Here is a 25,701-nt window from a genome sequence, read left to right as displayed (position 1 = left end):
CCGACGGCCGTGCTTTTTTTATCCCCTGCAGCGCCGGTCGTACTCCTGTTTGTTAAGTATTGCCTTTTTGTACAGCTTCACGTATTCCTGCGCGCTGCGCTTCCACGAGAAATCCTGGCGCATGGCCGTGGCCCTGAGCTGTGCTAGGTGCTGCGGCCGGTCGTAGTAGGTCGACACCGCCCAGCCCACGGTGTAATACAGCGCGTTTGCCGACGGCTCCCAGAATTTGAAGCCCGTGCCCTCGCCGGTGGCCTCGTTGTAGCTGACGACCGTGTCGTCGAGGCCGCCCGTGGCGCGCACGATGGGCAGGGTGCCGTAGCGCAGCGAATAGAGCTGGTTGAGTCCGCAGGGCTCGTTGAGCGACGGCATGAGCAGGAAGTCGGCGCCCGACTCGATCAAGTGCGCGAGCCTGTTGTTGAAGCCGATAAAAGATCCGGCGCGTCCCGGATACCGCTTGGGCAGCTCGCCGAAATAATGTTCGAGCCCGCCTTCGCCCGAGCCGAGCACCGCGAACTGCACGTGCATATCATTGAGGACCCTCTCGATGCTTTGGGCGATGAGCTCGAAGCCCTTCTGGTGCACGAAACGGCCGATGGCGCCGATGAGCGCGACCTTCGGATCGTCACGCAGGAGGAATTCCTTTTGTAACGCTCGTTTGCACACGGCCTTTCCCGCCATGTCGTCTGCCGAAAAGCGCGCCGCCACGTACCGGTCGTTTTCGGGCGACCAGAAATCGTAGTCGACGCCGTTGAGTATTCCCTCGTAATTGGCGCCCTTGTCGTTGAGATAGGGCGCAAGGCCGAACCCCCCCGCGGGCGTTCTGGTCTCGCGCGCGTACGTGGGGCTCACGGTGTTCACCGCGTCGGCAAAGTATATGCCGCCCTTGAGCATGTTGATGTATCCCCACGACTCGAACTTCTTTTCCGTAAAGTTCTCGTCCCCGAGGCCCATATAGGCCCAGTTGTCGCGCGAATAGACGCCCTGGTAGGCCATATTGTGCACGGTGAGCACCGACGCGGTGCGGCCGAGCAGCGCGTCGTTCCAGTGCCAGACCTTGAGATAGGCGGGCGCGAGCGCGGTCTGCCAGTCGTTGGCGTGCACGATGTCCGGCGAAAACCCGGTGTCCCTGCACAACTGGAGCGCGGCGCGCGACAGAAAGGCATAGCGCCGCGCGTTGTCGAGGTAATCGTGCATCGACTGGTCGTGGTAGATGCCGGGCCTGTTGAAGAAAAGATCGTGCTCGATGAGATACACCGGCACGCCCTTCTCGGTGGTCATGGAAAAAACCGAGCACCATTCGCACACGCCGCCCATCCAGACGCCCATGGATGGCAGCACGGGGCTCACGCGAAGCCCGCGGTAATTGATGGACGAATATTTGGGCAGCACCACGCGCACGTCGTGCCCCATGCGCTTGAGCTCGGATGAAAGCGACCCCACGATGTCGCTGAGCCCTCCCGCCTTGACAAAGGGCACCATCTCGGACGCCACCACGAGGATTTTGAGCGGCGGGGGAACGGAGATGTTTTTATTTGCCGGGGATTTAGTTTTCGTTTTTACTTTTTTTGCAGCCATGATACTCAATTGAGGACTTTGGGTCGTTGCAGTTTTTATTATACTATTTAACTTTATTTATTTCCGATGAAAATTTCTTCTCCAGCGGAACGGATGGTGGATTCAGCCGGGGGCAACGCTTTGGGTTTATCATCCTTTCAGGACAATATAATCCAGCAAAAAATAGTCCAATCTGAGTCAGTCTTTCAATCTCGAAAAAACAGAGTCCGCTGAACCAAAGCAGCGGCCTCTGAAAATACATAAAAGTCCAGGTAAAGAGAATATGAAGTTACCTCTGCCGGACGGAGAGTAAAAAATCCTGTGTTTTCCGATCCGCTCTTAAAAAAATTAAAACCTCAGGAACAACCCCAAGGTCGGCACCCAGGAGGTGCGGATCTGGAAATCGAGGCTGTGCACCACGTCGGGCGTGCGTCCGGCTTGTCCGCAAAAGGGCTTAATTTCCTGGTCACGCTCGAAAAGCAGGGAGGTTTCGTGGTGGAGGTGTATTCCGTCGCGGGAAGAAAGGTGTGGACCTGCAACGTGGGAAACGGCGTTGCGGGACAGAACAGAGTCGGGTTCGACGGCCCGGCCTTGCGCAACGGGACCTGTTTGCTGCTATTGAACCAGGGGAATGAGAGGATCGCGAGGAAGTTTACAATTGTGAAATGATATTCCTAATTATAGGAGGTGAATATTGTTTGACGATTAATTACTAAATGCAATGGCTGTTTGGACCCCACCCCCAGCCCTTCTCACCTCACCCCGCCCTCTCCCATGAGGAGAGGGAGAAAATATTGAATCTGTTTTTTATTATTGACTGTATTGCAATAAACAATAAAATTTCGCTTGACCGTTTTAAAAAGATTAAATAATTTTAAAGACGCAAACGGAAATTTCCCCCCAACAACAAGGAGAAATATAATGCCTCATGTCATCACAGACGCGTGCGTAGCGTGCGGGACCTGCGTTCCCGAATGCCCGGTTGAAGCCATCAGCGAAGGCGACCCCATTTACAAGATAGACGCCGGCAAATGCACCGACTGCGGCGCTTGCGCCGCGGCATGCCCGGCTGAGGCCATCAAGGGCTGATTGACGGACGCTCGGATATAGAATCGAAAGGCCTTTCGGATTTTTCCGCGGGGCCTTTGCTGTTTTTCCGGTAGAGCATTTTGCCCAGCAGAATTACCTTGTCAAGGCCTTCCATCCAGACCTAATTTTCCTCCATGGCCCGTTCAATCATTTTTCTTGGAACCGCGCCCGAACCCGACCTGGACAAGCTGCAGAAGGCGGCGGCTTTTTTCGGTTACTCGATCCAGATCCTTGCCTCAGGAGCTCCGCACGCGTCCGGTCCCGAGGCCGGGCCGCCCGCCGGATGCATTTCGTTTGTCCCCTGCACGCAACAGGCCATGCTCGACATGTTCGGCGCTATGCCCATCGGTTTCGGCCAGGAGATCCCACTGTATCAACGCATTGACGGAGAGGAATGCCCCGCGTTCTGCGCGGCCATGCCGTTTGCCGGGTTTTTCCGGTCGCCGCTCACCGCGCTTGACTGCCGCAACATCATGATGGGGATGGCGCGCAGCGGCGTGCTTGCCCGGCAGAACCGCGAGATCACGGGCGAGGTGATGAAATACCGCAAGCAGAAGCACCAGCTCATCAAGATCGGCACGGCCCTTTCGCTGCAAAACGACCTCACCGAGCTTTTGTCGCTCATCCTCGCCGAGACCCGTGACTTCGTGGCGGCGGACGCGGGCAGCATTTACATACGGGAAAAAAGCGGGCCGGGCGGCGCCTTCACTGGCGCGATCCGTTTCAAGATATCCCAGAACGATTCCATCGACATCGCGGCAAAGACCGCGGAGTTCAGCATCCCCATCGACAATAAGTCCGTGGCCGGCTATGTGGCGCTCACGGGCGAGCCGCTTTCCATCGACGACGTTGCGACGCTCGACGATTCGGCCCCGTATAAGAAAGCGCGCAAGGGATACGAGGACAAATTCGAATACCCGGTCAAATCCATGCTCACGGTGCCGCTCAAGAACCTGAACCACGAGGTGGCCGGCGTGCTCCAGCTCATGAACAAGAAGACGGACGCCGCAGGCCGCCTGCGCACGACTGCCGACGTGGCGCATTACGTGGCTCCGTTCACCCTGTCGGACGAGGATTTCGTGCTCTCCATCGCGTCGCAGGCGGCCGTGTCCATCGAGCGCGTGCAGCTGTACCAGGAGATCAAGGACATCTTCGAGGGGTATTTGCGTTCGTCAATCGCGGCGATCGACGAGCGGGACCGTGTCACCTACGGCCACTCGCGCCGCGTGATGGGCTACGCCATGGCGTTCGCCGACGCCGTGAACCGCGAGAACGGCGGGCCGTTTGACGGCCTTCACTTTTCGGAAGACCGCAAGAACCAGTTCAGGTTCGCGGCGCTGCTGCACGACATCGGGAAGATCGGCGTGCCCGAGGCGCTGCTCACCAAGAAATTCCGGCTGTCCGACGAGGGCATGGACGTGATCCGCGCACGGGGAGAGTATGTCAAGATGCTGGTGCAGGCCCGCACCGTGCCGCAGCCGCTTTCGTGGCAGTCGCCGGCCGACGTCGATGCCGACATCGAGTTTCTTGCAACACTCAATTCGAGCGGGTTTGTGAGCGACGAGAACTTCGGCAAGCTCCAGGGAATTGCAGGAAAAATTTACTTTGACGCAAAGGGAAACAGACTCCCGTTTGTCACCGACCGCGAATACGAGTGCTTGAGCGTGCGCAAGGGCAATCTCACCGAAAAGGAGCGGGAGCGCATCAATTCGCACGCGCAGGCAACGCGCCGCATCCTCTCGCGCATCCCGTGGACCAGCGGGCTCGAGCAGATCCCGGAGATCGCGAGCCACCACCACGAGCGGCTCGACGGCTCCGGTTACCCGGACGGCCTCAAGGCCGGACAACTGAGCTTCGAGAGCAAGGCGCTCGCGGTGATTGACATTTACGAGGCACTCGTGGCGCAGGACAGGCCCTACAAGCCGAAAATGCCCCCGCAAAAGGCGTTCGAAATCCTGCGCGCCGAGGCAAATGCAAACCACCTGGACGGCACCATAGTGGAATTTTTCATTTCCAGCGGCACGTATAAAATCTTTCTTGACGAACAGACATCAGATGCGACCCCCGTTCAGTAACGTACCGCTCGCCGACAAGACGAGCTTCAGAATTGGCGGCCCGTGCCGTTATTACTGCGCGCCTGTTGACGAAAATGAAATAGGCGAGGGCTGCGCGTGGGCGCGCGAAAAAAACATTCCGGTATTTGTACTGGGTAAAGGAACCAATGTTTTAGTGAGCGACAGCGGATGGGACGGATTAGTAATTGACCTGACTCAGCAGAAGGCGAATATTGCCTGGAAGGACGAAAACGCCGAATGCGCAAGCGGCGTTCTGCTGCATGCTCTGGTAAAAGAAATGGTTGACCGAGGATTTTCAGGACTTGAAAAACTCGCAGGTATTCCGGGCAGCATAGGCGGCGCGGTGGTCATGAACGCCGGCGCGTTCGGACAAAGCATTTCGGATTGTATTGTTTCAGTAAGATATTTGTCTTTGCAGGACTTGACAATAAAGACTCTGGAGGCGAAGGACCTCAGTGCTTCGTATCGCGGCACCGCGTTTAAAGGCGCGAGTTCGATCATCCTTTCATCAGAATTCCATTTCAAGTCCGACACGTCAGCTCAGGCAAAAAAATCATTCGCCGAAGTGCTTGCAAAACGCAAAGACCGCCACCCGCTTGATCTGCCTAACTGCGGAAGCGTTTTTAAAAACCCGCCCGACACCACGGCTGGAAAACTGATCGAACAATGCGGGCTCAAAGGCGCGAGCCGCGGCGCCGCGGAGGTTTCGCTGAAACACGCCAATTTCATCGTGAACCATGGGGGAGCAACGGCAAAGGACGTGCGGGCGCTGATTGCGCATGTGCAGAGGGTGGTGTATGAAAAGACGGGCGTGGCGCTGGAGCCGGAGGTGGTGATGGTAGGGGAGTTTGAGGAGGGGCTGTTTAGGCCATGATAATCCAAAGGTATGTTTTAATTTTTCATGGACAAAAAAAGGATATCTTTGGATTTCATCTTCTAGCGTCCAATTAGAAATATCCTTAGAACCTGTGGATTCAGTTCATGTCAGCTCAATTGACTTCCCCCTCACCCCATTATAAAATTGAATAACACAATACACCTATGCCTTCCCTCCCTTCATTCGACCCCACCCATCTCATCGAGAGCATGCCCGACGGCGTGTATCTTTCCGACGCGTCGCGCTCCATCACGTTCTGGAACAAGGCGGCGGAGCGGATCACCGGGTTTACCGCCGCGGAGGTCGTGGGGAAGAACTGTTCCGACAACATTCTCACGCATATTGACGCGAGCGGAAACAATCTGTGCAAGGGAATGTGCCCGTTGGCGCGCTGCATCAAGGACGACAAGCCGTATGAGGCCGAGGTATTTTTGCACCACAAGAGCGGGTATCGCATTCCGGTGCTGGTGCGCGTTTCCCCGCTGCACGACGAAAGCGGAAAGGTGACCGGCGGCATGGAGCTATTCACCGACATTTCGAATAAGGCCGCCCTGCAGGAGCGCATTGCCGAGCTGGAGCAGCTCGCGCTCGTTGACAACCTGACAAAAGTGTCCAACCGGCACCATACCCTGCCGTCGCTCGACGCCATATTCATGGAAAAAGAGCGGTACGACCTTTCGTTCGGCGTGATGATGATCGACATTGACGATTTCAAAACCATCAACGACACGAAGGGGCACGAGGTCGGCGACGCGGTGCTCGTGATGGTGGCGGGCACCCTGCGCAACGCGCTGCGGCCCTATGACCACCTCGGCCGCTGGGGCGGGGAGGAGTTCCTCGCCATCGTGCGCAACGTGGACGCCGGGGCGCTGCTGTCGCTCGCCAACCGGTGCAGGCTGCTCATCGAGCAGTCTTATCTGACAAGAGGCGACGCGGTGCTGCGCGTCACGGTGTCCGTCGGCGCGACCGTTGCGACACCGGAGGACAATGGCAAGAGTATTGTCGAAAGGGCCGATAAATTGCAGTATGCGAGCAAGAACGCGGGGAAGAACAGGGTGACGATGGGATGACACTAATAAAATGTCGGATAAAAATGGGACAGCGCGTGCGGCATCTCCTCCTGCCTCGGGGTCGGCGCTGATGGAGGAAAAAATCAAAAGCTGGATATTTTTTATCTGAGCGTTGAGACCTCACCCCCGGCCCCTCTCCGAATCGGAGAGGGGAGACGAAATACGGAATGAGATTCGTTAGCGCATCGCAGTACTGATAAGGGGAACGAGAAAATTAAAAATGGCAGTTGACTTTTACCAAGCGTTAGGCAGGACCGGAGCTTGGTCCCGACCAACGGGAGGAAATAGACCCGCTGGAGCGCGGTGATGCCCAGCCCTCGCCGTGATCGTCGAGTGGCCGCTTTTAAGCGGCGTATCGAGACGCAGGCATAGAGGGACCATGGCGACCCGAGGGCTCGCCCGAGACCGAAAGGACGGCCGACCCCACCTCGCACGGATGTGCGAGGTGGGGGAACGCCCAATCCTTTTATTATTTTGTAAAGAAAAATAAAAAAATGAAAGGATCACATGATGTTCCCCGCATCATCAACAAAAACCACCGCTCCCGGCGTTTTTGACCTCGACCTCCACCACAAATACCTGTATTTCCGCCGCACCAAAATCGTGGCAACCATCGGGCCCGCGTCGTCGTCGCCGCAAAAGCTGCGCCAGCTCATATCAAAAGGCCTTGACGTGGCGCGCATAAACTTTTCGCACGGCAAGGCGGAAGACCATTTGAAAACCATCCGCCTCATCAGGAAAATCGCGGCCCGGTGCAAAAGAGACATCGCGATACTCGGCGATCTGTGCGGCCCGAAAATCAGGGTGGGCGAGTTCGCGAACGGGGCGGTCACGCTGAAAGAGGGATCGGTAGTGACGATCACCACAAAACCGGTGCTGGGCAGCGAGCGGCTTATTCCTTCCCAGTACAAAAATATTGTGCGGGAAGTGGTTCCCGGCCATTCCATCCTGCTCGACGACGGCAATCTCGAACTAAAGGTGGTGAAAAAATACAAGGACAGGGTCGAGGCAAAGGTGGTGCACGGCGGCGTGCTCAAGAACAAAAAGGGCATGAACCTTCCCGACACGCAGCTGCGCATCGCGGCGCTCACGGCAAAGGACAAGAACGACGTGCTGTTCTGCATCAAGGGCGGCGTGGATTACGTTGCGCTGTCGTTCGTGCGCAAGCCCTCCGACATCATCGACCTCAAGACCTGGCTCAGGCGCCACCGGTCCGACATCCCGGTGATTGCGAAAATAGAAATGCCCGAGGCGCTTTCGAACATCCAGGCCATCATGGAGCTCAGCGACGGGATCATGGTCGCGCGCGGCGACCTGGGCGTGGAGCTTCCCGCAAAGAAAGTTCCCATCATCCAGAACAAGCTGATCCAGATCGCGAACAAGATGAACAAGCCCGTGATCGTGGCGACCCAGATGCTCGAGAGCATGATCGAGCACGCTAGGCCCACGCGCGCCGAGGTCACCGACGTTGCCGGCGCGTGCCTCGCGGGCGCGGACGCGGTGATGCTGTCGGCCGAGACCGCGTCGGGAAAGTACCCGATCGAGACGCTCGAGACCATGGATTCCATCGTGCGCGAGGCCGAGGGCTACCAGTTCTTCTCGCAGGGCGGCATGTTCAGCAAGACCGTGCACGAGAGCACGAGCGACCTGCTTGACGCGATAGGGGAGGCAACGGCGCAGCTGTCACGCGACCTCATGGTGCATTGCATCTTCGTGCTCACTCAATCGGGCTACACGGCGCGCACCGTGTCGTCGGACCGGCCTGCCGCGCCCATCCTCGCGTTCACGCCCTCGCCAATCGTGGCGAGGCGCATGATCCTTTTCTGGGGCGTGTATCCCTATCTTATCAAAAAAAACATGACCACCCATGACTCCCTCGTGTTCGGTGAGCGGGAACTCCTGCGTTTGAACCTGGCGAAGAGGGGGGATTTCGTGATCATGATCTCGGGCCTGCGCGATATCGGCGCAAAGGCAACGGCGATCATGGTGCATAAGATAGGGTAAATAAAATCTGCCGCAGAGACACAGAGAGCACAGAGAAAAATAGAGTTTAAAAGATGAAGATTGTTGGATATGGATTGTTTAATAGTCTAAATTATCCTATGCAAACTATTCCGGTCTCTGTGTCCTCCGTGTCTCTGCGGCCATCTTGTTCTCACCTAATAACCCCGACCGAATTGGGCCCCGGAAGCCGCAGCGTGAGCATGGCGTCGACCGTCGTGCGCGCGATCTGGGCCGGCAGGCCGGGCAGCACGGCCGACACCGTTGACGGCACGTTTGCCGGATGGATGAACGCGAGCTGGATCTGGCGGGTCTTTACATCCAGGAGTATCACGATGAAGCGGTAGCCGGTCGCGGGCCGCCTGAACGCGGCGCCGGGCATGGTGGGGAAGGCGCCCACCGCGCCCGTGACCGCTTCCGTCTTTGTGGAAGTGCTGATAAGGTCCACCTTGGGGTCCATGCCGGCCACGCTGCAGCTGACACAGCCCGGGCCCCAGCTTCCCTTGTAGGGATAGCCGAAGAAATTCGAGCTGAACACGTCAAGGTTGGCGTACTGGCCCTGGTCGTTGATGATCTCGAACACGTTGAACTGTCCGCAGCCGTCCCCCACGGCACCGGCGTTCACCTGGTCCCTGGCGTAGCAGTGGCAGGGCCCCCACTGGCCGGCGCAGTCGGCCCGCACCAGCTCGCCGACGCTCAGCCCGATCCAGGGCGCGTCGTACCAGTTGTCGGTGGTGGTCGTGTTGCAGTGCCGCGCCGCCGGAATGTCGGTGCTTGACATATGCGGCATGTACGCGAGCAGCACGAACATCTTCGATCCGCTCCAGCCGTAGTATTGCGTCGTGCTTGACGCGGCGCAATACGGGACGCTTCCCGGGCCGCAGGGAAACGGCTTGTTCGTCGACACCGTCGCGATGCATTTGTTGCCGATGATGCCGTCGAACCCGGTGGTCGATTTGACGTCGCCGACAAACACGATGCCGGTGAGCGTTGCCGGCGTTTTGCTGTCCCAGAAGGATGTCTGCTGCCAGACCGCACTATACGGATCGGAAGGCTGATAGACCGCGATCTGTTGGACGATCATGGGCCCGCGCAGCGACATGATGAGCTCTTCGTTCCACGGCGAAAGGCTGTCATTGGCAAAAACCTGTTTCGTCTTGCAGCATTTCATGGGCGTGCCGAAGCAGCTCGGGGTCCCGTTGTAATAATCGCAAGGCCCCACCGACGGATCGCGCAGGCTCGGATACCATCCCGTGTCGCCCATGTTCTGGAACGTCATGGTGCCGCCGTCCGACGTTGCGTCGAGTAATGTTTTTGTCGCGGAAGAATTGGTGGACAGGTCACCGCCGCTGTTCTGCTGCTGAACCGTGCCGAGGCTGTTGGATTTACCGCCGGAGCTGGAGCAGGTGTAGATGATGAAGGCGGTGGCGGAAATTAAAGTTAATGCCAGAAGGATTGATTTTTTCATGACATTTCCCCTTTAGAAATTTTCAATATTGCTCATTAAAAATCTGTATCGATGTCATTGCGAGGAACTTGGCGACGAAGCAATCGCCCCTGGACCCTATTAATTAATTTAGTGAATTTTTAGCGATAAGTGCGGATTTTTTTTACGCCCAGTATTCAAACGTCACAATGCTCCACAGTCCCAGCTCCGGGACCGTGAAGCAGCAATCGCCCCCCTCGTTCCTGACCGTCAGCTTTACCGGCTCGACTTCGCAGCCGAACGCCGTGGCACCGGAGAAATTCCGTTTGAACAGCGCGTTGGCCATCCGGATCTCCACGTTTTTCTGAGGAGAAATCCTTTTCGTGGTCGCGTTGTAGGCGAGGTTGACCACATGTACGACGACCGACCCGTCGTTCTTGACGCGTGGGAACACCCAGGCATCCTTTCCCGCGGTAATGGGCGAATTGGGCAGGGCATTGAGCGTTTCGGCCAGGACCTTGCGCTTTTCAAAGGTTTCAAACGACGTCGGGATTTTTGCCGGCGCGGCAAGCGGGCCCACGGCTTTGAAATCATTGAGTAAACGCCCATGTTCCTTGACAAATCCGTACAGCGGGGCAAAGAAGGACGGCGAGCCGCAATACCACTGCGGCGCGCCGCCCTTGCCGGAGCAGAGCATGCGGTTGGGCACCATGAACCGCTGGCCGCAGGCGTAGGAGAGCGCGATCCACAGGCGAACCAGCTGCTCCGCGCCGTTCTCCTTGACAAACGCCCAGTCCTGCGCCGTGGCCGTGGAGGCCATGGGACGTCCCAGCGTCTCCGCCATGCGGTAGGCAAGCACCGCGTCGGCAAGGCCGCTTGCGCCTTCTGCGGCGTTGTGGGCCACTTCGCTGGCGCAGTAGGTGAGGTGCGGCAGCACCACGGTGTGCTCGAGGCCGGGCAGGCACACATTGGCGCTCAGGCTCACGGCAGCGCCGGCGACGTCGGCCGCGAGTTTCCCGAGCGACACCACGTTGTCGGATGCGCAGCCCAGCTGAAAATCGATGAACGCCGCGCGCAGTGGGACGCTTTCCTGCAAAGCAAGGTATTTCTCACGCGTAGAGGCGATGTTCTTGACAAACGCACAATAATCGAAATTGTCGAACGACGGGGTCTTTGCGAGGGACAGAAGTTCCGGCGCTGCTTTTTTCTTCAAGTAATTCGCGAATCCCTGCATGCACCAATCGCAGTAGCAGCCGCCCAGGTGGAGCGCCGTATAAGCGCTGCCCAGGTGCTCGTCAACGTGCAGGCCGTCGGGCCCGCCGGCCATGGCGTCGCACACTTTGCGCCGAAGGTGCGCCCTGAACGCCGGATGATTGACGCACCCGAAATAGTCTGGCGTTTCCTGGAACGAGCCCCGCGCAAGCCACGGCACCGCGATGGGCCTGCCCTCGATGTCGCGGGCGGTTGCCTCTACAAGGTCGGGATGGGTGTGCAGGTCGTGGCTGCCGGCCGTGAGGCACCACATGGTGCCGGTGGTGCGTATGCCCTGGCGCCGAAGCTTGTTGACATAATCGGAAGAATGGACGCCGCCGGCTGCGACGAGCGACGCGCCGTATTTGGCGTAGGCGGAGGGGTCGGCGCTGGGACACACAAACACAACGTCGTCGTTGGCCAGGGTCCGTATCATCGCGCCTCCTCGGTGAATGCGGTTAGTTCCATTATACAATTAATCCCAATGCTCAGCCAGGGGATTATGGACGGCAGGATGAAAGGGGCAAAGTCATGCGGCGCCGGATTTATTTTTTTATCATGACGACTTCCGTGAAAAGAAAGCAATCGATGAAACGGTCGGCAGGGATATATCTCCACCCGACGTCATTTCCGTCGAAATTCGGCATCGGCGACCTGGGCGACGCGGCATTCGCGTGGATCGCCATGCTCGGGGAGGCGGGGCAGTCGTCGTGGCAGTTTTCGCCGCTCGGCCCGGTGGAGCGCCGCGGGTCTCCGTACCAGTGCGCTGCCTCGTTTGCCGGAAACCCGCTGCTTATCTCCCCTGTAAAGCTCAGGGAAAAGGACCTGCTGACCGTTGCGGAGCTGGAAGGCTTTCCCGCGCTTCCTTCGGAGTATGTCGACTATCCGGCCGTTACCCGTGAAAAGGAAAAACTGTTCCGTCTGGCGTTCGGCCGGTTCAAGCTGACCGACGAGTTTCAGGCGTTTTGCAAACGGGAGAAATACTGGCTTGACAACTACACCTTATACTGCGCGCTGAAAGAAGCGCACGCGGGGGCCGGATGGCCGCTATGGGACGCGCCTTTTAAACTTCGGAACAGGCAGGCGCTCGCCGCGTTCCGCAAGCAGCATGCGGACGAGCTCCGGTTTCACGCATTTCTCCAATTCATTTTTCACGAGCAGTGGGCGGCGGTGCGCGCAGCTGCGGCGGCGCAGGGCGTCGAACTCATCGGCGACATTCCCATTTACGTGGCGATGGACAGCGCTGACGCATGGTCCTCGCCGGAGCTGTTTGAATTTGATAAGCTCCGCAACCCGCTCAGGGTTTCGGGCGTGCCGCCGGATTACTACAGTTCGACAGGCCAGCTCTGGGGAAATCCCGTTTACCGGTGGGACGTTTTGAAAAAAGACAATTATGCATGGTGGGTGGCACGGATAAAAAGGTCGCTCGAGTTCGCCGACATCGTGCGCATCGACCATTTCAGGGCGTTCGAATCGTTCTGGGCAGTCAAGGCCGGCAGCGAAAACGCGATGCACGGCGAGTGGGTCCCCGGCCCGGGCCTGGCGTTTTTCCGGTGCGTCAAGAAGTCGATCGGGTCGCTGCCGTTCATCGCCGAGGACCTCGGCGTCATCACGGACGAAGTAAAAAAGTTGCGCGACGATACAGGCCTTCCCGGCATGAAGGTATTGCAGTTTGCGTTTGACGGCAATACGGAAAACCCGCACCTGCCGCACAACATTCCCGAAAACAGCGTTGTGTACACCGGCACGCACGACAACGACACCACGGCGGGCTGGCTCAACACGCTTACGGGCGAGGAGCGCGGCCGCGTTAACGCGTACCTCGGTTCGGGGAGGCCGGCGGTGGTCGACGATTTCATCCGGCTCGCATACGCCACCCCGGCCGCGCGCTGCATTGTTCCGCTGCAGGACGTGCTTTGCCTCGATTCGAAGAGCCGCATGAACACGCCGGGCAGGGCCGAGGGCAATTGGAGATGGCGGTGCCCGGAGGGGCTGTTTAGGGCGGAGAAACTGGCGTTTGTAAAGGAACTTGCCGATATGTACGGGCGGAAAAGAGTGAAACAGGAAAAGAAGTAAAAAATCTGAGCCGTGTTTGAAGGCCCAGCAATCAGACAGCCGTTTTGACTGTTGCATGAGTTGATGGCGGGTTTGCGCCTCCGCACGACGCCCTACTTTTTGTTAAAATATCATGGAACAATCCCACATAACCATAATCGGCGCTGGCGTAGTGGGCCTTGCCGTCGCGGCCCGGTTGAGTAAAAAACATAAAGACATCATAGTGCTCGAACAGCACGACGGGTTCGGCAGGGAAACCTCGTCGCGGAACTCCGAAGTCATTCACGCCGGGTTTTATTATCCCGCCGATTCGCTCAAGGCGCGCTTGTGCGTTGCGGGAAACCACCTGCTGTATGAATTATGCGCGGCAAATAATATTCCCCATAATAAAATCGGGAAGATCGTAATCGCCAATTCGGTTGCGGAACAGGAAAAGGTCCATTCCCTTTTTGAACAAGGGAAAAAGAACGGCGTCCCCGACCTTGGGTTGCTTTCCAAGCAGCAGGTGCTTGCCATGGAGCCGAACATCAGGGCCGAGCTCGGACTGCACAGCCCTTCAACCGGCATTGTTGACACGCATGCGCTCATGAAATATTTCGAGGCCGCTGCAACGGCGCGGTCGGTGACCATGGGTTACAACTGCAGCGTGAAGGCGGTGCAGAAAATTGGGGAAGGGTATTTGGTGACCGTGCGCGATGCCGACGGCGAGGAAATGGAAATAGCGTCCGAAATCGTGATCAACTGTGCGGGCCTGTCGTCGGACAAGATCGCGGCAACGGCCGGCATCGACGTTGCGAAGCGCGGCTACGCCATTCACCCTTGTAAAGGGGAATATTTCAGCGTGTCGAACCGGCACCGCGGAAAACTCTCCCGCCTGGTGTATCCGGCGCCCACGCCGATCAGCCTGGGCATCCACGCGGTGCTCAAGCTCGACGGGAGCTTCAAGCTCGGGCCCAACGCGTTCTACGTTGACAAAATAGACTATGATGTCGATCCCTCGCACCGGCGGGATTTTTTCCAGACCGCGAAGGGGTATCTGCCCTTTCTGGAGATGGATGACCTCTCACCCGACCAATCGGGCATACGGCCGAAAATCCAGGCCGAAGGGGAAGGATTCAAGGATTTTATCATTCGTGAAGAAAGAGATAAGAGATTACCGGGATTTATTGATCTCATCGGAATTGAGTCACCGGGCTTGACGGCCGCGCCGGCAATGGCGGAGCATGTTGGAGACATGGTGGATGGGTTGTAACAGCGGGCACCGGTCAGCAGTCAGCGGTCAGAAACAAGTAGTCGCCGGTCAGCAATCAGCGGTCAGTAAGAAAAAAGGAAGAGTTTTCAATGACGGGACATTCAGTAAAAGATTTGAATGTTTATAAAAAAGCTTATGAACTGGCGACAGGCATTTATGAATTGAGTAAATCGTTTCCTCCTGATGAACAATATGCTTCGATAAGCCAGATACGCCGCTGCTCACGCTCAGTATGTTTGAATCTGAGAGAGGCGTGGGCAAAGAGAAGGTACGTAGATCATTTCATCAATAAATTAACGGATTGCGACGGGGAAAACAGCGAAACGGATTCATGTCTTGATTTTGCATTGCACCGTGGATACGTTTCCGGGAAACAGCATCGGCATTGTGTTGAACTATGTGCTGAAATTGGAAAAATGCTTGGGGCAGTGATAACAAGGCCTGAGGGATTTATTCTGACTGCCGACCGCTGAAATCTGACCGCTATCTCCGCCCACGTTTACGGCCGCCGACGCGAAGCGGCGGGGCGCCCGGATGCTAATAAATTTTATCTGTTATTCGGGATGAAAAGTGGCAGCTATTTTTTTTCCGGCGGCTTTACATTCTCGGCCAGTTTGTAATGCGTGGTGTGGATTTCGATGAGCTCGCCCTCGAGCTCCAGCGTGGCGAGCACGGCATCGATCCGTTTCAGCTCCTCCGCGTCCTTCACCTTTTCCCTGAGCCGCTCGCACTGCTTCTTGATTTCCACGAATTTGACGCGCAGGTCGCTGGTGAGCTCGTTGCAGTCGTCCGACAGCTCCTTCATCTCCTCGCGCTCCCTGAAGCGTATCTGAGCGCTGATCTTTCCCTGCCGTATCATGCGCGCCCATTGTTCCAGTTTGTAAATGGGCACCGCGTATTTGCGCGACGCGTAGAGCCCGAGACACACGGCGAGGATGAAGTTGACCAGCGAGCTGATGAGCAGGCTGGGCAGGATGATGAAGATGATGTTTTCCTTGTTCAGGTTCGTGAGCTGGTCCATGGTGTAGAGGAGCACGCTGTTGTATCGGAGGTAATACACCAGCAGGAGCGTGCACGAGCAGATGAGGGTCGCGAGCAGCGCCGCGATCACGATCTTCACGATCAGCCTCATCTGCAGCGACCGCTTGATGAAGAAATTCGAAAAGGGCTTTCGGTGAAACTGTTCGGTCATGAGCTCCCCGGATGCGAAGTTTGAAAATATATCAAAGTAATATTATAAAACCGCACCTTCCGACATTCATGTCTCTATATTCTATTATTACAACCGGTTTTTTGGCAAGATACAAATTCATAAATGCGTAAAACGGAAAAAAATCGTGCACTTGCCATGATTTTTGGAGTATAATTATAATTCATCTTTTTCCATCGTCCGCCGCGGCCGTCGCCTCCCTGCCGGTGGTGAAAAAGGGCACTTTGCCATGAAGTCACGCACAGCGAGAAGCATTCTTTTTATCGCTTTAATTGCACTGTCGTTTCAGCCGGCCCGCGGCCAGCACGCCAACGACACCCTTTGCTTCACCATCTACCTTTCGCTCGACCCGAACTCGTTGTTCGGGTGCGTTGCGGGCGACGACATGAGGATGATCCTTTCCGGTCCGGTCATCATGGAGGGCAGGACGCTCCTCTTTTATTCGGCCAACGGCTATGCGCTGTTCAGCCAATCCGGCGCGCTCCTTGATTCGGCCTCGCTGTTCAAGGAGAACAAGCGTTTTCCCAAGGACGATCCGCGCCGGCTGCGGCTCGCGTATCCGCTCGACCAGTCGACGCTGCTGTATTACCGGCGGACGCCGCCGGGCAAGGACGGCAAGGAGGGGCTCGAGATCCTCCAGAAGAAACTTTACAAAAAGGGAATGTTCGGGATCGATCCGGGCCAGGCCGGCACGTTCAAGGACATCGAGAACGCGCAGCTTTTCAACCTGACGAACAACTGCATCACCGACGACATGGCCACCAGGCTGTACCTCCAGCCCAACCTCGTCGGGTATACCTCGCTGTCGGGCGGCGACCGTTGGTGGACGCTCGACCGGTTCTACTCTTTCACCTCGCCGATCATCCTTGAGCGCAACGGCACCTTCCTCTCCATTTTCACCGGGCTCCAGCACGACCAGAAGACCGACGTCCAGAAGCACCTCATCAATCCGCTGGGCACCTACGCCATGGACAACCGGTGGTACTACTACGGCGTGCACACCGTGCTCGGCGGCCAGGACCCCGAGAGCTTCCAGCGGCTTTACCTGTGCGACCAGGCGGGAAACCTGCTGTATTCCAACGAGCTGCTCAAGCAGGTGATCGTCGACGACGTGCTCGAATACGACAAGAAGAACAACACCAACTACACGGTGAAGCGGCCGGGCGAGTTCGTGTTCACGCCGGCGGTTGACAAAAACGGAGACATCTTCTACGGCGACATCGACTACCACAAGCGCACCATCGACGTGAAAAAGCGCCTGTTCTACCGGTATTATCCCCACATCGTCCAGCCCCAGCTCGACGACATCATCACCGCACAGCGCAGGCTGTTCTTCAAGCCCGTGGTCATCGAGTGCCCCGAGGACCGGGCCAAAAAGGTGGTGCCAGAATTCCTGTACCGCGACCCCAAGGGCGCCAAGCGCAAGGCAACGGCGCGCGAGGTGGGCGGCAAGGGATATTCGGTGAAAATCTGCCGGGAGCCCAACAAGGACCTCAAGAAGAAATTTTCACAGATCTCGGCGACGCTGCCGGCATTTATCAAGCACATGCGGGATTCGGTGTGCGGGATCGCCACGGCCGGGTGCCCCTACTCGCTGTCGCTTGAGAGCGACAGCAAGGGCGTGCTCACCACGTTCTACTACGGGTGCGGGGACGAGGTGCTCAGCGCCCGCATCCTCAACGTGACCGAGACGTTCGAGATCTTCGTGCGCGTGGACCTGCTCGACTGGGCCGAAGTGGTGGTGTTCTCGCTCGACGGGTCGTACCTCAACCGGTTCACGTTCAACCGCCAGCCCTTTCTTGACAGAAAGGACATCATCGCGGTGTCGAACGACCGCAAGGTCATCGAGGAGGACTACGAGCGCATCGCCGAGGACTACACCTACTATTCGTGGGAGCTCGGTGTTTCTCCGCCCACCGGCCAGCCCTGAAAATAAAGTTGGAGCGTTTGAGCGTTGATGCAGTGAGGAATTGACGCGTAGACGGGTAGACGCGTTGACGAGTTGAGACACGCCTTGCAGCACAGGCCAGCGGTCGGAAAACAGCGGCCAGCTATCACCGGTCAGCGGTCAGTTAAAACAAATCATTCCTTTCTTTTCTCTTCACTATTCACTCTTAACCCTTCACTTTTTTTCTCTGTGCACTCTGCAACTCTTTGGTGAGTTTTTCTTTTTGCCTTTTCCTCCATTATCCATTTTCATTACATGCCCTTGCCTAATAATTCGGAACTATTGTACGGCCTTAATTCCGAACAGGTCCGCGCCGTCACCGCCGCGTTTGAAAGACCCCTGCTTGTGCTTGCCGGCGCGGGAAGCGGCAAGACCCTGGTGCTCACCAGGCGCATTGCATATCTGGCGGAGAAATTCTGCGCTCCCGAGCGCGTTCTCGCGCTCACCTTCACCCGCGCGGCCGCGCGGGAGATGGCCGGCCGGCTGACCGCATTTGCAAACGGCGGCGCCGGCCGGGGCGCGCCGCTCGTCACCACGTTCCATGCGTTCTGCCTGCGCGTATTGTTTGAGGAGGTTGACGGAAAGAGAAACTGCACCAGGCTCGGCTACCGCGGCCGGCCGAGGCTCGTTCCGGCGCAGATCCGGCCGCGCATGATCGCCGCGGCCTCCACGCGCAGCGAGCGGCTGCTTCTCGGCATGGACGTTCTCGAACTGGAAGCGCTCGTGCTGAAGCGGCTGGCGTTTCCCAAGAAGCAAGATGGCCTTTCCGCGGAACAGGAAGCATGCATCGAAACGATTACAGGACGCTACTCGATTGCGAAAAAACAAGCCGGGCTCTGGGATTTTGCGGATTTTATCGCCGGCGCATTACGTTTGTTTGACACAGAGGAAACTATTGCAAAACACTATGAATCGAAATATCTCGCCGTTCTTGTTGACGAATTTCAGGACACGAATCCGGTCCAGATAAAACTGCTTAAACGGCTGTTAACGGCGAATAAACCGTTCTTTGCCGTCGGTGACGACGATCAGGCAATATACGGATTTCAGGGAGCGGACCGGCGCACGATACTGAACTTTGCCGAGCATTTTCAGAATTCAGAAATTGTCAAGCTTCAGACCAACTACCGGAGCACGCCGGCGATTCTTGCGGCGGCGAATAAAATTTTCAGGAAGAAACCCGGGCAGTATGGGAAGGTATTGAGGGCAGGGCTGATCGCCAAAACCGTTTCCGAACAGAGAAAACCGGTGAAAAAAATATTTGAAACTGAAGATGAAATGTCAATCTGGCTTGCTGATACAATACGAAAACTCAAAGCCGATCATGCGCTTGACTTTTCAGGAATAGCGATATTGTTCCGGCTCAACCAGACGCGGGACAGTATGGAGGCGCTGCTTAAAAAGGAATCCGTGTTTGATTCCCGGCTCCCGCGCCTGCTCACCGTGCATTCCGCAAAAGGCATGGAGTTTGACGCCGTTTTCCTCTGCGATTTGGAGGAAGGGATTTTTCCGGGTACGCGCGGCATAACGCACAATCCCTCGTTTCTTGAATTGCTGGCTGCTGTGGTGAAAAGGAATAAAAGCGAGGAGGAGGAACTGGGCGAGGAGCAGCGCCTGTTTTACGTGGGCGTCACGCGCGCGAAACGGTTTTTGTGGCTGGTGTCGGTGAGGAACAAGGAATTATATGGAAGGACGATGAGGTTTGAAGGGTCGAGGTTTTTAAGACTGGTGTGAAACGAGTAATGGGGTAATGGGTTGATCAGTCGATAGGTTCCGAATTGCCGGGAATGCGCTGCCAATTGTCAAGTATCTGCGACACCTTTGATTCAACGGAAAAACGGGCGTCTGATCGGTCGTAGCCTTTTATCAGCAGCTCGTCGTAGTTAGTAGGGTGTGGCGTATGTGAGCGCGTACGGCTAGATTGATGGCCTGGGGACCAAACTCTTTTGCGCCCGCGCTCCTGCCGATCCGCCCGCTGTATTTCAAGCAGGCGAACTGGGCTATATCATGCTCCCTCGATTTCGGGCACGCGGGGAAATATTCGCGTATCTTTTCGGCAAATTGATCAAGAGTGATCCAGGCCTTGGTCCCCAAATTCTCGCCGCATTCGCCGCAGACGGACTCACGCGAGGAGATGAATACTTTTATTTCCTTTGTATTATTCATTCTCGCATTAGAATACATTCATCCATTTCTGTTTAAGAATCCTCCATCAACAATTATTTTACCTCCATGAACCTCACCATCACCAAATTCGTCACCGGCCCGCTCGAGACCAACACCTACGTGGTGTCGCTCAAGCAGGAGCCGGTGCTGGTCATCGACCCTTCAAGCAACTGCCAGGAGCTTCTCGCGTTCCTCAAGTCGAAAAAACTTTCTGTTGAGGCGATCCTTCTCACCCATGGCCATTTCGACCATCTGCTTGGCATTTCTGAAATACAGGCATACTCGCCCGACGCGGCGGTATGGGTGCACCCGAAGGAAAAATTTCTTCTGGTAAGCGCCGAATACAACGGCTCCTTCATGGTCGGCATGAATTACACCTATAAAGGGAAGACGTCGGACCTCAACGAGGGAAACGTCACCATAGGCGCGTTCGCGTTTGAGGTGCTTTTCATGCCCGGCCACAGCCCGGGCGGCGTGGCGCTGGTGTTCAGGGAGGGAAAACAGACCGCTTGCTTTTCTGGTGATTCCCTTTTCGCGGACTCCATCGGGCGTTACGATTTTCCCGGCAGCGACGGACAGCTGCTGGTTAAGAACATTAAGGAAAAGCTGCTCGCGCTTCCGGACGACACCGTGGTGTATCCGGGGCATATGGGAAGGACAACGATCGGGAGAGAGAGAAGGATGAATCCGTTTTTGACGGAGTTGAATAGTTGAAAGGTTGAAAAGGTGAAAAAGATTTTCAGGATTTTCCGATGAACGTCCTCCCGTTCCTTACCTCCTTTTTATCCTATTTGAAGCTCGAAAAAAATCTCAGCGAAAACACCCTTGCTTCCTATAAATTCGACCTCGACCGCCTGCGCGCCTATTTTACCAATAAGAAAATCGAAAACCTCGCGGATGTCAAACCCGACCTGCTCCACGCGTACGTGCGCGAACTGTATGACGTTGGCTTCGCCGCGACCTCCATCCAGCGCACGCTTTCCTCGATGAGAATATATTTCGCCTGGGCCGTCGCAGAGGGCCGTTTGAACACCGACCCCACTGAGCTTTTGGAAAGCCCCAAGTCGAGCCGTTACCTTCCCCCGGTGCTCACGGTGGAGGAAGTAAACCGCGTGCTGGAAGGCATCGACACGAAGAAGCGCGGCGGCATACGCGACCGCGCCTTGCTCGAGACGCTGTACGCAACGGGCATGCGCGTGTCCGAGCTCGCCGCGTTCACGCTTGAGCAGATCATGGCGGCCGAGGGCATGGTGCGGGTGTTCGGCAAGGGGTCAAAGGAGCGGCTCGTGCCCATCGGCGACATGGCGCTTTCGTGGATCGACGATTATTGCAAAACCGAGCGGCCGCTCTATGCCAAGACGCACACCGACAGCACGGTGTTCCTGAGCATCAGGGGCACGGGCCTTTCGCGCATGGCAATCTGGAAAATCATACAGAACCGCGTGAAGGCGGCAGGGATCGCCAAGCACGTTTCACCGCATACCTTCAGGCATTCGTTCGCGACGCACCTGCTTGAGGGCGGCGCCGACCTGCGCGCGGTACAGGAGATGCTCGGCCACGCCAACATCGTGACCACGGAGATCTACACGCATGTGAACAGCGAATACCTCAGGGAGGTGCACCGCAGCTTCCATCCCAGGTTTGCGGGGCGCGCATGATGAAGGGCTCGCTGGTCCAGATCCATTACCACAACAGGCCGGGCGGCGTGGCGTCGGTGATGGGGCATTACAGCGACGCGTTCATTCGCGAATGTAAAGGGGTGCCTTGTAAAAGCATTATTGTATGCGCGCAGGAAAAAATGTCCGACGATGCAAAAGGTCCACGAGTAATTGACGCCAGGGAATGCGGCTACCGCTCTTTCGCTTCGCGACGGGCTTTTTGTAAAGCATCAGACAAGTTGTTTGACATACTCGGCAAAATCATCGCGTCAACCAATCTTCCTCATCCGGTGCGCGTTGTTGGACACAACCTGAACCTCGGAAAGAACTGCGCACTCTCTTCCGCTTTTGCCCGGCTCGCCGCGGCGCATTCATCTTCCGGCGGCGAGTACCGTTTTTTTTCCGTTGCGCATGATTTTGCGGAAGAGGGACGGATGGACCTGATGGCTCAAATCGAAAAGCTTGAGCGCATGGGAATAAAAATATGGCATGATTTGTATCCAGCGCGGTGCGGGGTATGTTTTATTGCGCTTAACAAACGGTATTATTCCCTCCTTAAAAAAGCAGGGTTTCTCGGGAGGCTTGTTCCGAATCCCGTCATTGCCCCGGCGGCGGTCAGGCGGATATCCGTTTGCTCCAGAAAAAAAATTATCAGCGGATTGGTTAATTGCGCGCGAAAGGATCGTGCGGCATTTGATCCTGAATCACCCTTGTTGATTTATCCTTCCCGCGTCATTTCAAGAAAAAATCTGGTCGAGGCAATCCTGCTGTCTCGTTTTTTCTTTTCCGCCAGCCTGCTTCTGGGTGAGTCCGGAACGTCAATTGCCGACAGGGCGCTTGCTTCCTGTCTTAAAAAATTATGCGCAAAATATAAAATCCCAGTGATATTCGAGGCCGGCCGGGCAATACGCAGCCTGGATCATCAAGAAACACCGTATTCTCTTTTGACAAAAGCAAGTGACGCCTGCATCAGCACATCGGTGCTTGAGGGATTTGGCTACGCGTTGTATGAACCGTGGCTCTATAAAAAGCCGGTGATCGGCCGGGTGCCGGCCGGAAGCGATGTCCAAAAAAAGATCCGGGCGCCTTGGCTGTACAACCGGCTGTTCATTCCCCTCGGGTGGATCAATGTCAATAAGATTATCAGGAAATATTTTGATGGCATGATGAATTGCGGCGACCATTCGGATTTCAAATCATTTTTATTCCGATTCAAGAAGGCATTTATCAATGGACAGGGAATCGATTTCGCAAGTCTTGACCTTGCGACGCAATGTGCCATCCTGGAACGTTTGTGCAGGCGTCCTGAATTGATTGACGAATGGAAAACCGCCTTTCCTCGCCAGACAAGATCGCTTGTGGATCCCTGGAACGCGGTGATGAAACGACAACCGGCATATTCCATTCGCAATAAAAAACTCGTGATTGCCGAATTCGGCGAGAAAGCTTTCGCAACCCGTTTTTGCAAATGCTTTGAGAAACCGATTCCTTCCGTCAAGCGAGGCCGTCCCGATACCGCGCTATTGCGCAGGATGCTTTGCTCTCTGGATACATTCCGGCTTTTAACGACGCCTCATTTTCCCTGAAAGGAAAACCACCGCGGAGGCGCGGAGATCGCGGAGAAAATAAAAATTGATTCGATATGGCTATAGTATGGGATAATAGTTTACTTTAGGCCGGACTGTAGGGTGCGCTGGAGCGCATTGCCGGCCGCCCCATCGCCGAAGGCGACTTCGGGCGGTCCGGCAACGAGGCGAATAGCCGAGCCCGGAAGGAGGACCGACGCGGCGAAGCCGCGGAACGCCCATCACTTTTTTATTTTGCTGAGATTAATCTGTCAAGCCAACCATTCCACCGCACCGTCATCGCTTAATTTGTCCTTGACTTTTTTTGTCAATCATTTGATATTTAGAGTACGGTTTTCATTCGAGGAGGCATTCATGTCCAATACCACAAAACACGACCTTATCGTGGACGTGTCGAAGTCGACCGGCCTTACCCAGGCAGACACGAAAATCGTTGTCGAGGAACTCCTCGAGACCATCGCAAAAAACCTCGAGGCGGCCAAGAACATAGAGATACGCGGGTTCGGCACATTTTACACACGCATCCGCAAGCCGCGGCCCGCGCGCAACCCGAAAACGGGCGAGGTGGTGCCGCTGCTCCGCCGCGTGGTGCCGCTGTTCAAGTATTCCAACGAGTTCAAGGGTTCGATATCCGAGGCGCTGCAGAAAAGGAGCACGTCAGGCGCACCGGCCTAACCGTCTTTTGCACGGCCGAAGGGCCGGATTGATGCAAAAAATGCGGTCGTTCTTTTCCGGGAAGGAAAGACCGACCGCATTCTATTTATCGGCTTGCGCTTTGCTTCGGAAGCACCGGCTGGAGGAAGCAAAATTTCAACCTTGTAAATAATATCTCTTTTGAGGTCGGCAGCGCGGGATGATCGGGTGCCGTCACCGTAAAGGTGAGCGTATCGGTTCCGGTCCATGTGCTGTCTGCGAGCGTCAGGGTATCAATGGCTATATATCTGGTAGGTACAAGACGGCAAAATTTACCGGCAATGCAGATCGTTCTATCGATCTGATTAACCCTGAAATGCTTGCCATTCGTGAAACTCCACTGAAGTGTAGACGGCGCATTATCCAGAGCCCGCACCGTTGCTATCGTATCAAGGTAGATGGTGTCAAACTGGGCTTTGGAGCCGCACACGGTCTGGTTGGCAAGCGTGATCACCGGCGGGTCCCAGACTTCCGCGACAAAGAATATTGGCTGTTTTGTATCCGAAAGCGCGGGATTGTTGGTGATCCATACTTTAAAGGTCAGCGTTATTGAGCCTGCCCATTCTGTATCGGCAGATTGCGGAATGGCAATTCTATGCGAGGCGGACACCGCGAGCTGGTTGCCAGCGCTGTCGGTAATAAACCACGTAAGAGAGTCATGGGCCCATTGCCTTTGATCCGTCACGGCCGGGTCTTTGGTTGTGACGCATGTGTCAAGCCATAGACTGTCGAAGAGATGACCTTCGGTGGTCGCCCGGCTGAGTTCCTTGATCTCCGGCCGGTACAGTTGCTTGCCGTGGTAGGTCAGCGGGAAATACAGCCGTCCCTTGTTGCCGGATCCATCTACGGCAATAATAGAATCGGTGTGTCTCCCTGTGTCAAGAGATGATGCAATACAACTGACGGTGTCTTTTGTCGGGGCCAAGGTCATGGACGAGCCGTTGAAGGTGGCCGAACTGATACCTGCAAGATCCGAAACCAGCGCCCTGATGGTATCGGGAAGCGACGTGACAGGATTCGCGGTGTCGGGTGAAAGCAGCCGTATCGTCGGTGCCGTTGTGTCCGTGACAATTAGGGTGCATGCCACGGCCTTGCTCACATTCGAGTCTGCATCGATTGCCAAAGCGTTGCAGACCACCGGGGCCTTGAGCGCCGCGAGGAGCGCGCTGGCATTTAATGTTCGGGAAAAAACCGCGTGATGGGTCTTGGGTGCAAACGACGTTTCCTGCATCACGTTCTCCGCTGTGTCAAGCCACGTGTAGGCCTTCCACACATTGCTGTCTGCATCGGCAACGGTAAAGTTGAAGGTGAACGAGTCGGCCGGCAGGATGACGTGACGCACCAGGGAATCCGGCGTCACGACCGGCGCGTACACAAACACCGTGACGGTCTTGGATAGGGAATCGTGGGCGCCGTCGGTTTTAACCACGATCACGTCGAGCCCATAAGTCCCTGCGCTCCCCGCGGAAAAGGTAAAAGAGAACTCGGTGCCCGAAATCGCGCCCTTCGCGATAATGGTGTCACCGCCGTTTTTGGTGACATGAACGTAAAAACTGTCGATCAGCTTGGGAAGATAGACTTCAACGGAGCATTGCACCGACGTGAAGGCCTTGACCGAATCTCCCTTTGCGTCGAGCGACTGCAGCGACTTGGCCGGCACGATTATGGCGTCGGCGGGATTGGAATAAGGGTTCTGGGACGGGCCGCAGAGGAGCGTGAGCATCGGACCAATCAAAAACAACCCGGAGAGAAAACTTTTTTTCATGGCAAACCCCCGGAAAAAGAGTGGC

The 25,701-nt window shown here is 56.2% G+C and carries 21 protein-coding genes; 15 read left to right on the top strand and 6 right to left on the bottom strand.

The annotated features are described in order from the left end of the window. Positions 1-18 precede the first annotated feature (18 nt). Positions 19-1,575, bottom strand: coding sequence for a glycogen synthase GlgA (glgA, locus tag VLX68_02550; GenBank protein HUI91104.1), 1,557 nt, complete (start codon positions 1,573-1,575; stop codon positions 19-21). 390 nt (positions 1,576-1,965) lie between these two features. On the opposite strand from glgA, the gene VLX68_02545 reads away from it, so the two are divergent. From VLX68_02545 to pyk, 6 genes are all read left to right on the top strand, one after another. Continuing rightward, the gene (locus tag VLX68_02545; protein HUI91103.1) at positions 1,966-2,223 is read left to right on the top strand and encodes a hypothetical protein; all 258 of its coding nucleotides are present in this window, start codon (positions 1,966-1,968) and stop codon (positions 2,221-2,223) included. 252 nt (positions 2,224-2,475) lie between these two features. Then, complete coding sequence (locus VLX68_02540) at positions 2,476-2,643, top strand: 4Fe-4S binding protein (GenBank protein HUI91102.1); 168 nt, start codon at positions 2,476-2,478, stop codon at positions 2,641-2,643. 134 nt (positions 2,644-2,777) lie between these two features. Next, the gene (locus tag VLX68_02535; GenBank protein HUI91101.1) at positions 2,778-4,718 is read left to right on the top strand and encodes an HD domain-containing phosphohydrolase; all 1,941 of its coding nucleotides are present in this window, start codon (positions 2,778-2,780) and stop codon (positions 4,716-4,718) included. Next, a complete protein-coding gene (murB, locus tag VLX68_02530) occupies positions 4,699-5,592 on the top strand; it encodes a UDP-N-acetylmuramate dehydrogenase (protein ID HUI91100.1) in 894 nt (297 codons plus the stop codon). The genes VLX68_02535 and murB overlap by 20 nt, the downstream gene beginning before the upstream one ends. A 167-nt stretch (positions 5,593-5,759) precedes the next feature. Continuing rightward, positions 5,760-6,665, top strand: coding sequence for a sensor domain-containing diguanylate cyclase (locus VLX68_02525; GenBank protein HUI91099.1), 906 nt, complete (start codon positions 5,760-5,762; stop codon positions 6,663-6,665). Between the two features lie 507 nt (positions 6,666-7,172). Continuing rightward, positions 7,173-8,669: a pyruvate kinase gene (gene pyk / locus VLX68_02520; GenBank protein HUI91098.1), complete on the top strand. Its 1,497-nt coding sequence runs from the start codon at positions 7,173-7,175 to the stop codon at positions 8,667-8,669. 151 nt (positions 8,670-8,820) lie between these two features. Here pyk and VLX68_02515 read toward each other — a convergent pair whose 3' ends face one another. Beyond that, a complete protein-coding gene (locus VLX68_02515) occupies positions 8,821-10,134 on the bottom strand; it encodes a DUF2403 domain-containing protein (GenBank protein ID HUI91097.1) in 1,314 nt (437 codons plus the stop codon). A 142-nt stretch (positions 10,135-10,276) separates the two neighbouring features. Beyond that, positions 10,277-11,779: a hypothetical protein gene (locus VLX68_02510; protein HUI91096.1), complete on the bottom strand. Its 1,503-nt coding sequence runs from the start codon at positions 11,777-11,779 to the stop codon at positions 10,277-10,279. 152 nt (positions 11,780-11,931) lie between these two features. On the opposite strand from VLX68_02510, the gene malQ reads away from it, so the two are divergent. The 3 genes from malQ to VLX68_02495 all read left to right on the top strand — a co-directional run bounded on the left by malQ (position 11,932) and on the right by VLX68_02495 (position 15,123). Beyond that, the gene (gene malQ, locus VLX68_02505) at positions 11,932-13,419 is read left to right on the top strand and encodes a 4-alpha-glucanotransferase (protein ID HUI91095.1); all 1,488 of its coding nucleotides are present in this window, start codon (positions 11,932-11,934) and stop codon (positions 13,417-13,419) included. Between the two features lie 112 nt (positions 13,420-13,531). Beyond that, entirely contained in the window at positions 13,532-14,650 is a 1,119-nt protein-coding gene (locus tag VLX68_02500) for an NAD(P)/FAD-dependent oxidoreductase (protein ID HUI91094.1), read from the top strand. An 89-nt stretch (positions 14,651-14,739) separates the two neighbouring features. Next, the gene (locus tag VLX68_02495) at positions 14,740-15,123 is read left to right on the top strand and encodes a four helix bundle protein (protein ID HUI91093.1); all 384 of its coding nucleotides are present in this window, start codon (positions 14,740-14,742) and stop codon (positions 15,121-15,123) included. Between the two features lie 104 nt (positions 15,124-15,227). Here VLX68_02495 and VLX68_02490 read toward each other — a convergent pair whose 3' ends face one another. Continuing rightward, positions 15,228-15,842, bottom strand: a complete 615-nt coding sequence (locus tag VLX68_02490) for a hypothetical protein (GenBank protein ID HUI91092.1) — start codon at positions 15,840-15,842, stop codon at positions 15,228-15,230. A gap of 247 nt (positions 15,843-16,089) precedes the next feature. On the opposite strand from VLX68_02490, the gene VLX68_02485 reads away from it, so the two are divergent. Next, the gene (locus VLX68_02485; GenBank protein HUI91091.1) at positions 16,090-17,790 is read left to right on the top strand and encodes a hypothetical protein; all 1,701 of its coding nucleotides are present in this window, start codon (positions 16,090-16,092) and stop codon (positions 17,788-17,790) included. 273 nt (positions 17,791-18,063) lie between these two features. Next, positions 18,064-19,542: an ATP-dependent helicase gene (locus tag VLX68_02480; protein HUI91090.1), complete on the top strand. Its 1,479-nt coding sequence runs from the start codon at positions 18,064-18,066 to the stop codon at positions 19,540-19,542. Positions 19,543-19,674: 132 nt separating this feature from the next. Here the strand turns inward: VLX68_02480 and VLX68_02475 are convergent, their stop codons facing one another. After that, complete coding sequence (locus tag VLX68_02475) at positions 19,675-19,974, bottom strand: DUF2293 domain-containing protein (GenBank protein HUI91089.1); 300 nt, start codon at positions 19,972-19,974, stop codon at positions 19,675-19,677. 66 nt (positions 19,975-20,040) lie between these two features. Here VLX68_02475 and VLX68_02470 point away from each other — a divergent pair, with 66 nt between their 5' ends. From VLX68_02470 to VLX68_02455, 4 genes are all read left to right on the top strand, one after another. Further along, positions 20,041-20,688 (top strand): MBL fold metallo-hydrolase, encoded by a 648-nt coding sequence (locus VLX68_02470; protein ID HUI91088.1) that lies wholly within the window; start codon positions 20,041-20,043, stop codon positions 20,686-20,688. A gap of 38 nt (positions 20,689-20,726) precedes the next feature. Then, complete coding sequence (xerD, locus tag VLX68_02465; protein HUI91087.1) at positions 20,727-21,632, top strand: site-specific tyrosine recombinase XerD; 906 nt, start codon at positions 20,727-20,729, stop codon at positions 21,630-21,632. Then, a complete protein-coding gene (locus VLX68_02460; GenBank protein ID HUI91086.1) occupies positions 21,629-23,218 on the top strand; it encodes a hypothetical protein in 1,590 nt (529 codons plus the stop codon). The genes xerD and VLX68_02460 overlap by 4 nt, the downstream gene beginning before the upstream one ends. A 354-nt stretch (positions 23,219-23,572) precedes the next feature. After that, positions 23,573-23,893 (top strand): HU family DNA-binding protein, encoded by a 321-nt coding sequence (locus VLX68_02455; GenBank protein ID HUI91085.1) that lies wholly within the window; start codon positions 23,573-23,575, stop codon positions 23,891-23,893. Between the two features lie 85 nt (positions 23,894-23,978). On the opposite strand, the gene VLX68_02450 is transcribed toward VLX68_02455, so the two are convergent. Further along, positions 23,979-25,676 (bottom strand): hypothetical protein, encoded by a 1,698-nt coding sequence (locus VLX68_02450; GenBank protein ID HUI91084.1) that lies wholly within the window; start codon positions 25,674-25,676, stop codon positions 23,979-23,981. Positions 25,677-25,701: the final 25 nt, after the last annotated feature.

This window comes from Chitinivibrionales bacterium, from assembly GCA_035516255.1.
Taxonomy (GTDB): domain Bacteria; phylum Fibrobacterota; class Chitinivibrionia; order Chitinivibrionales; family FEN-1185; genus FEN-1185.
The sequence above is the reverse complement of the archived record's forward strand: the minus strand, read 5'-3'. Positions and strand labels throughout refer to the sequence as shown.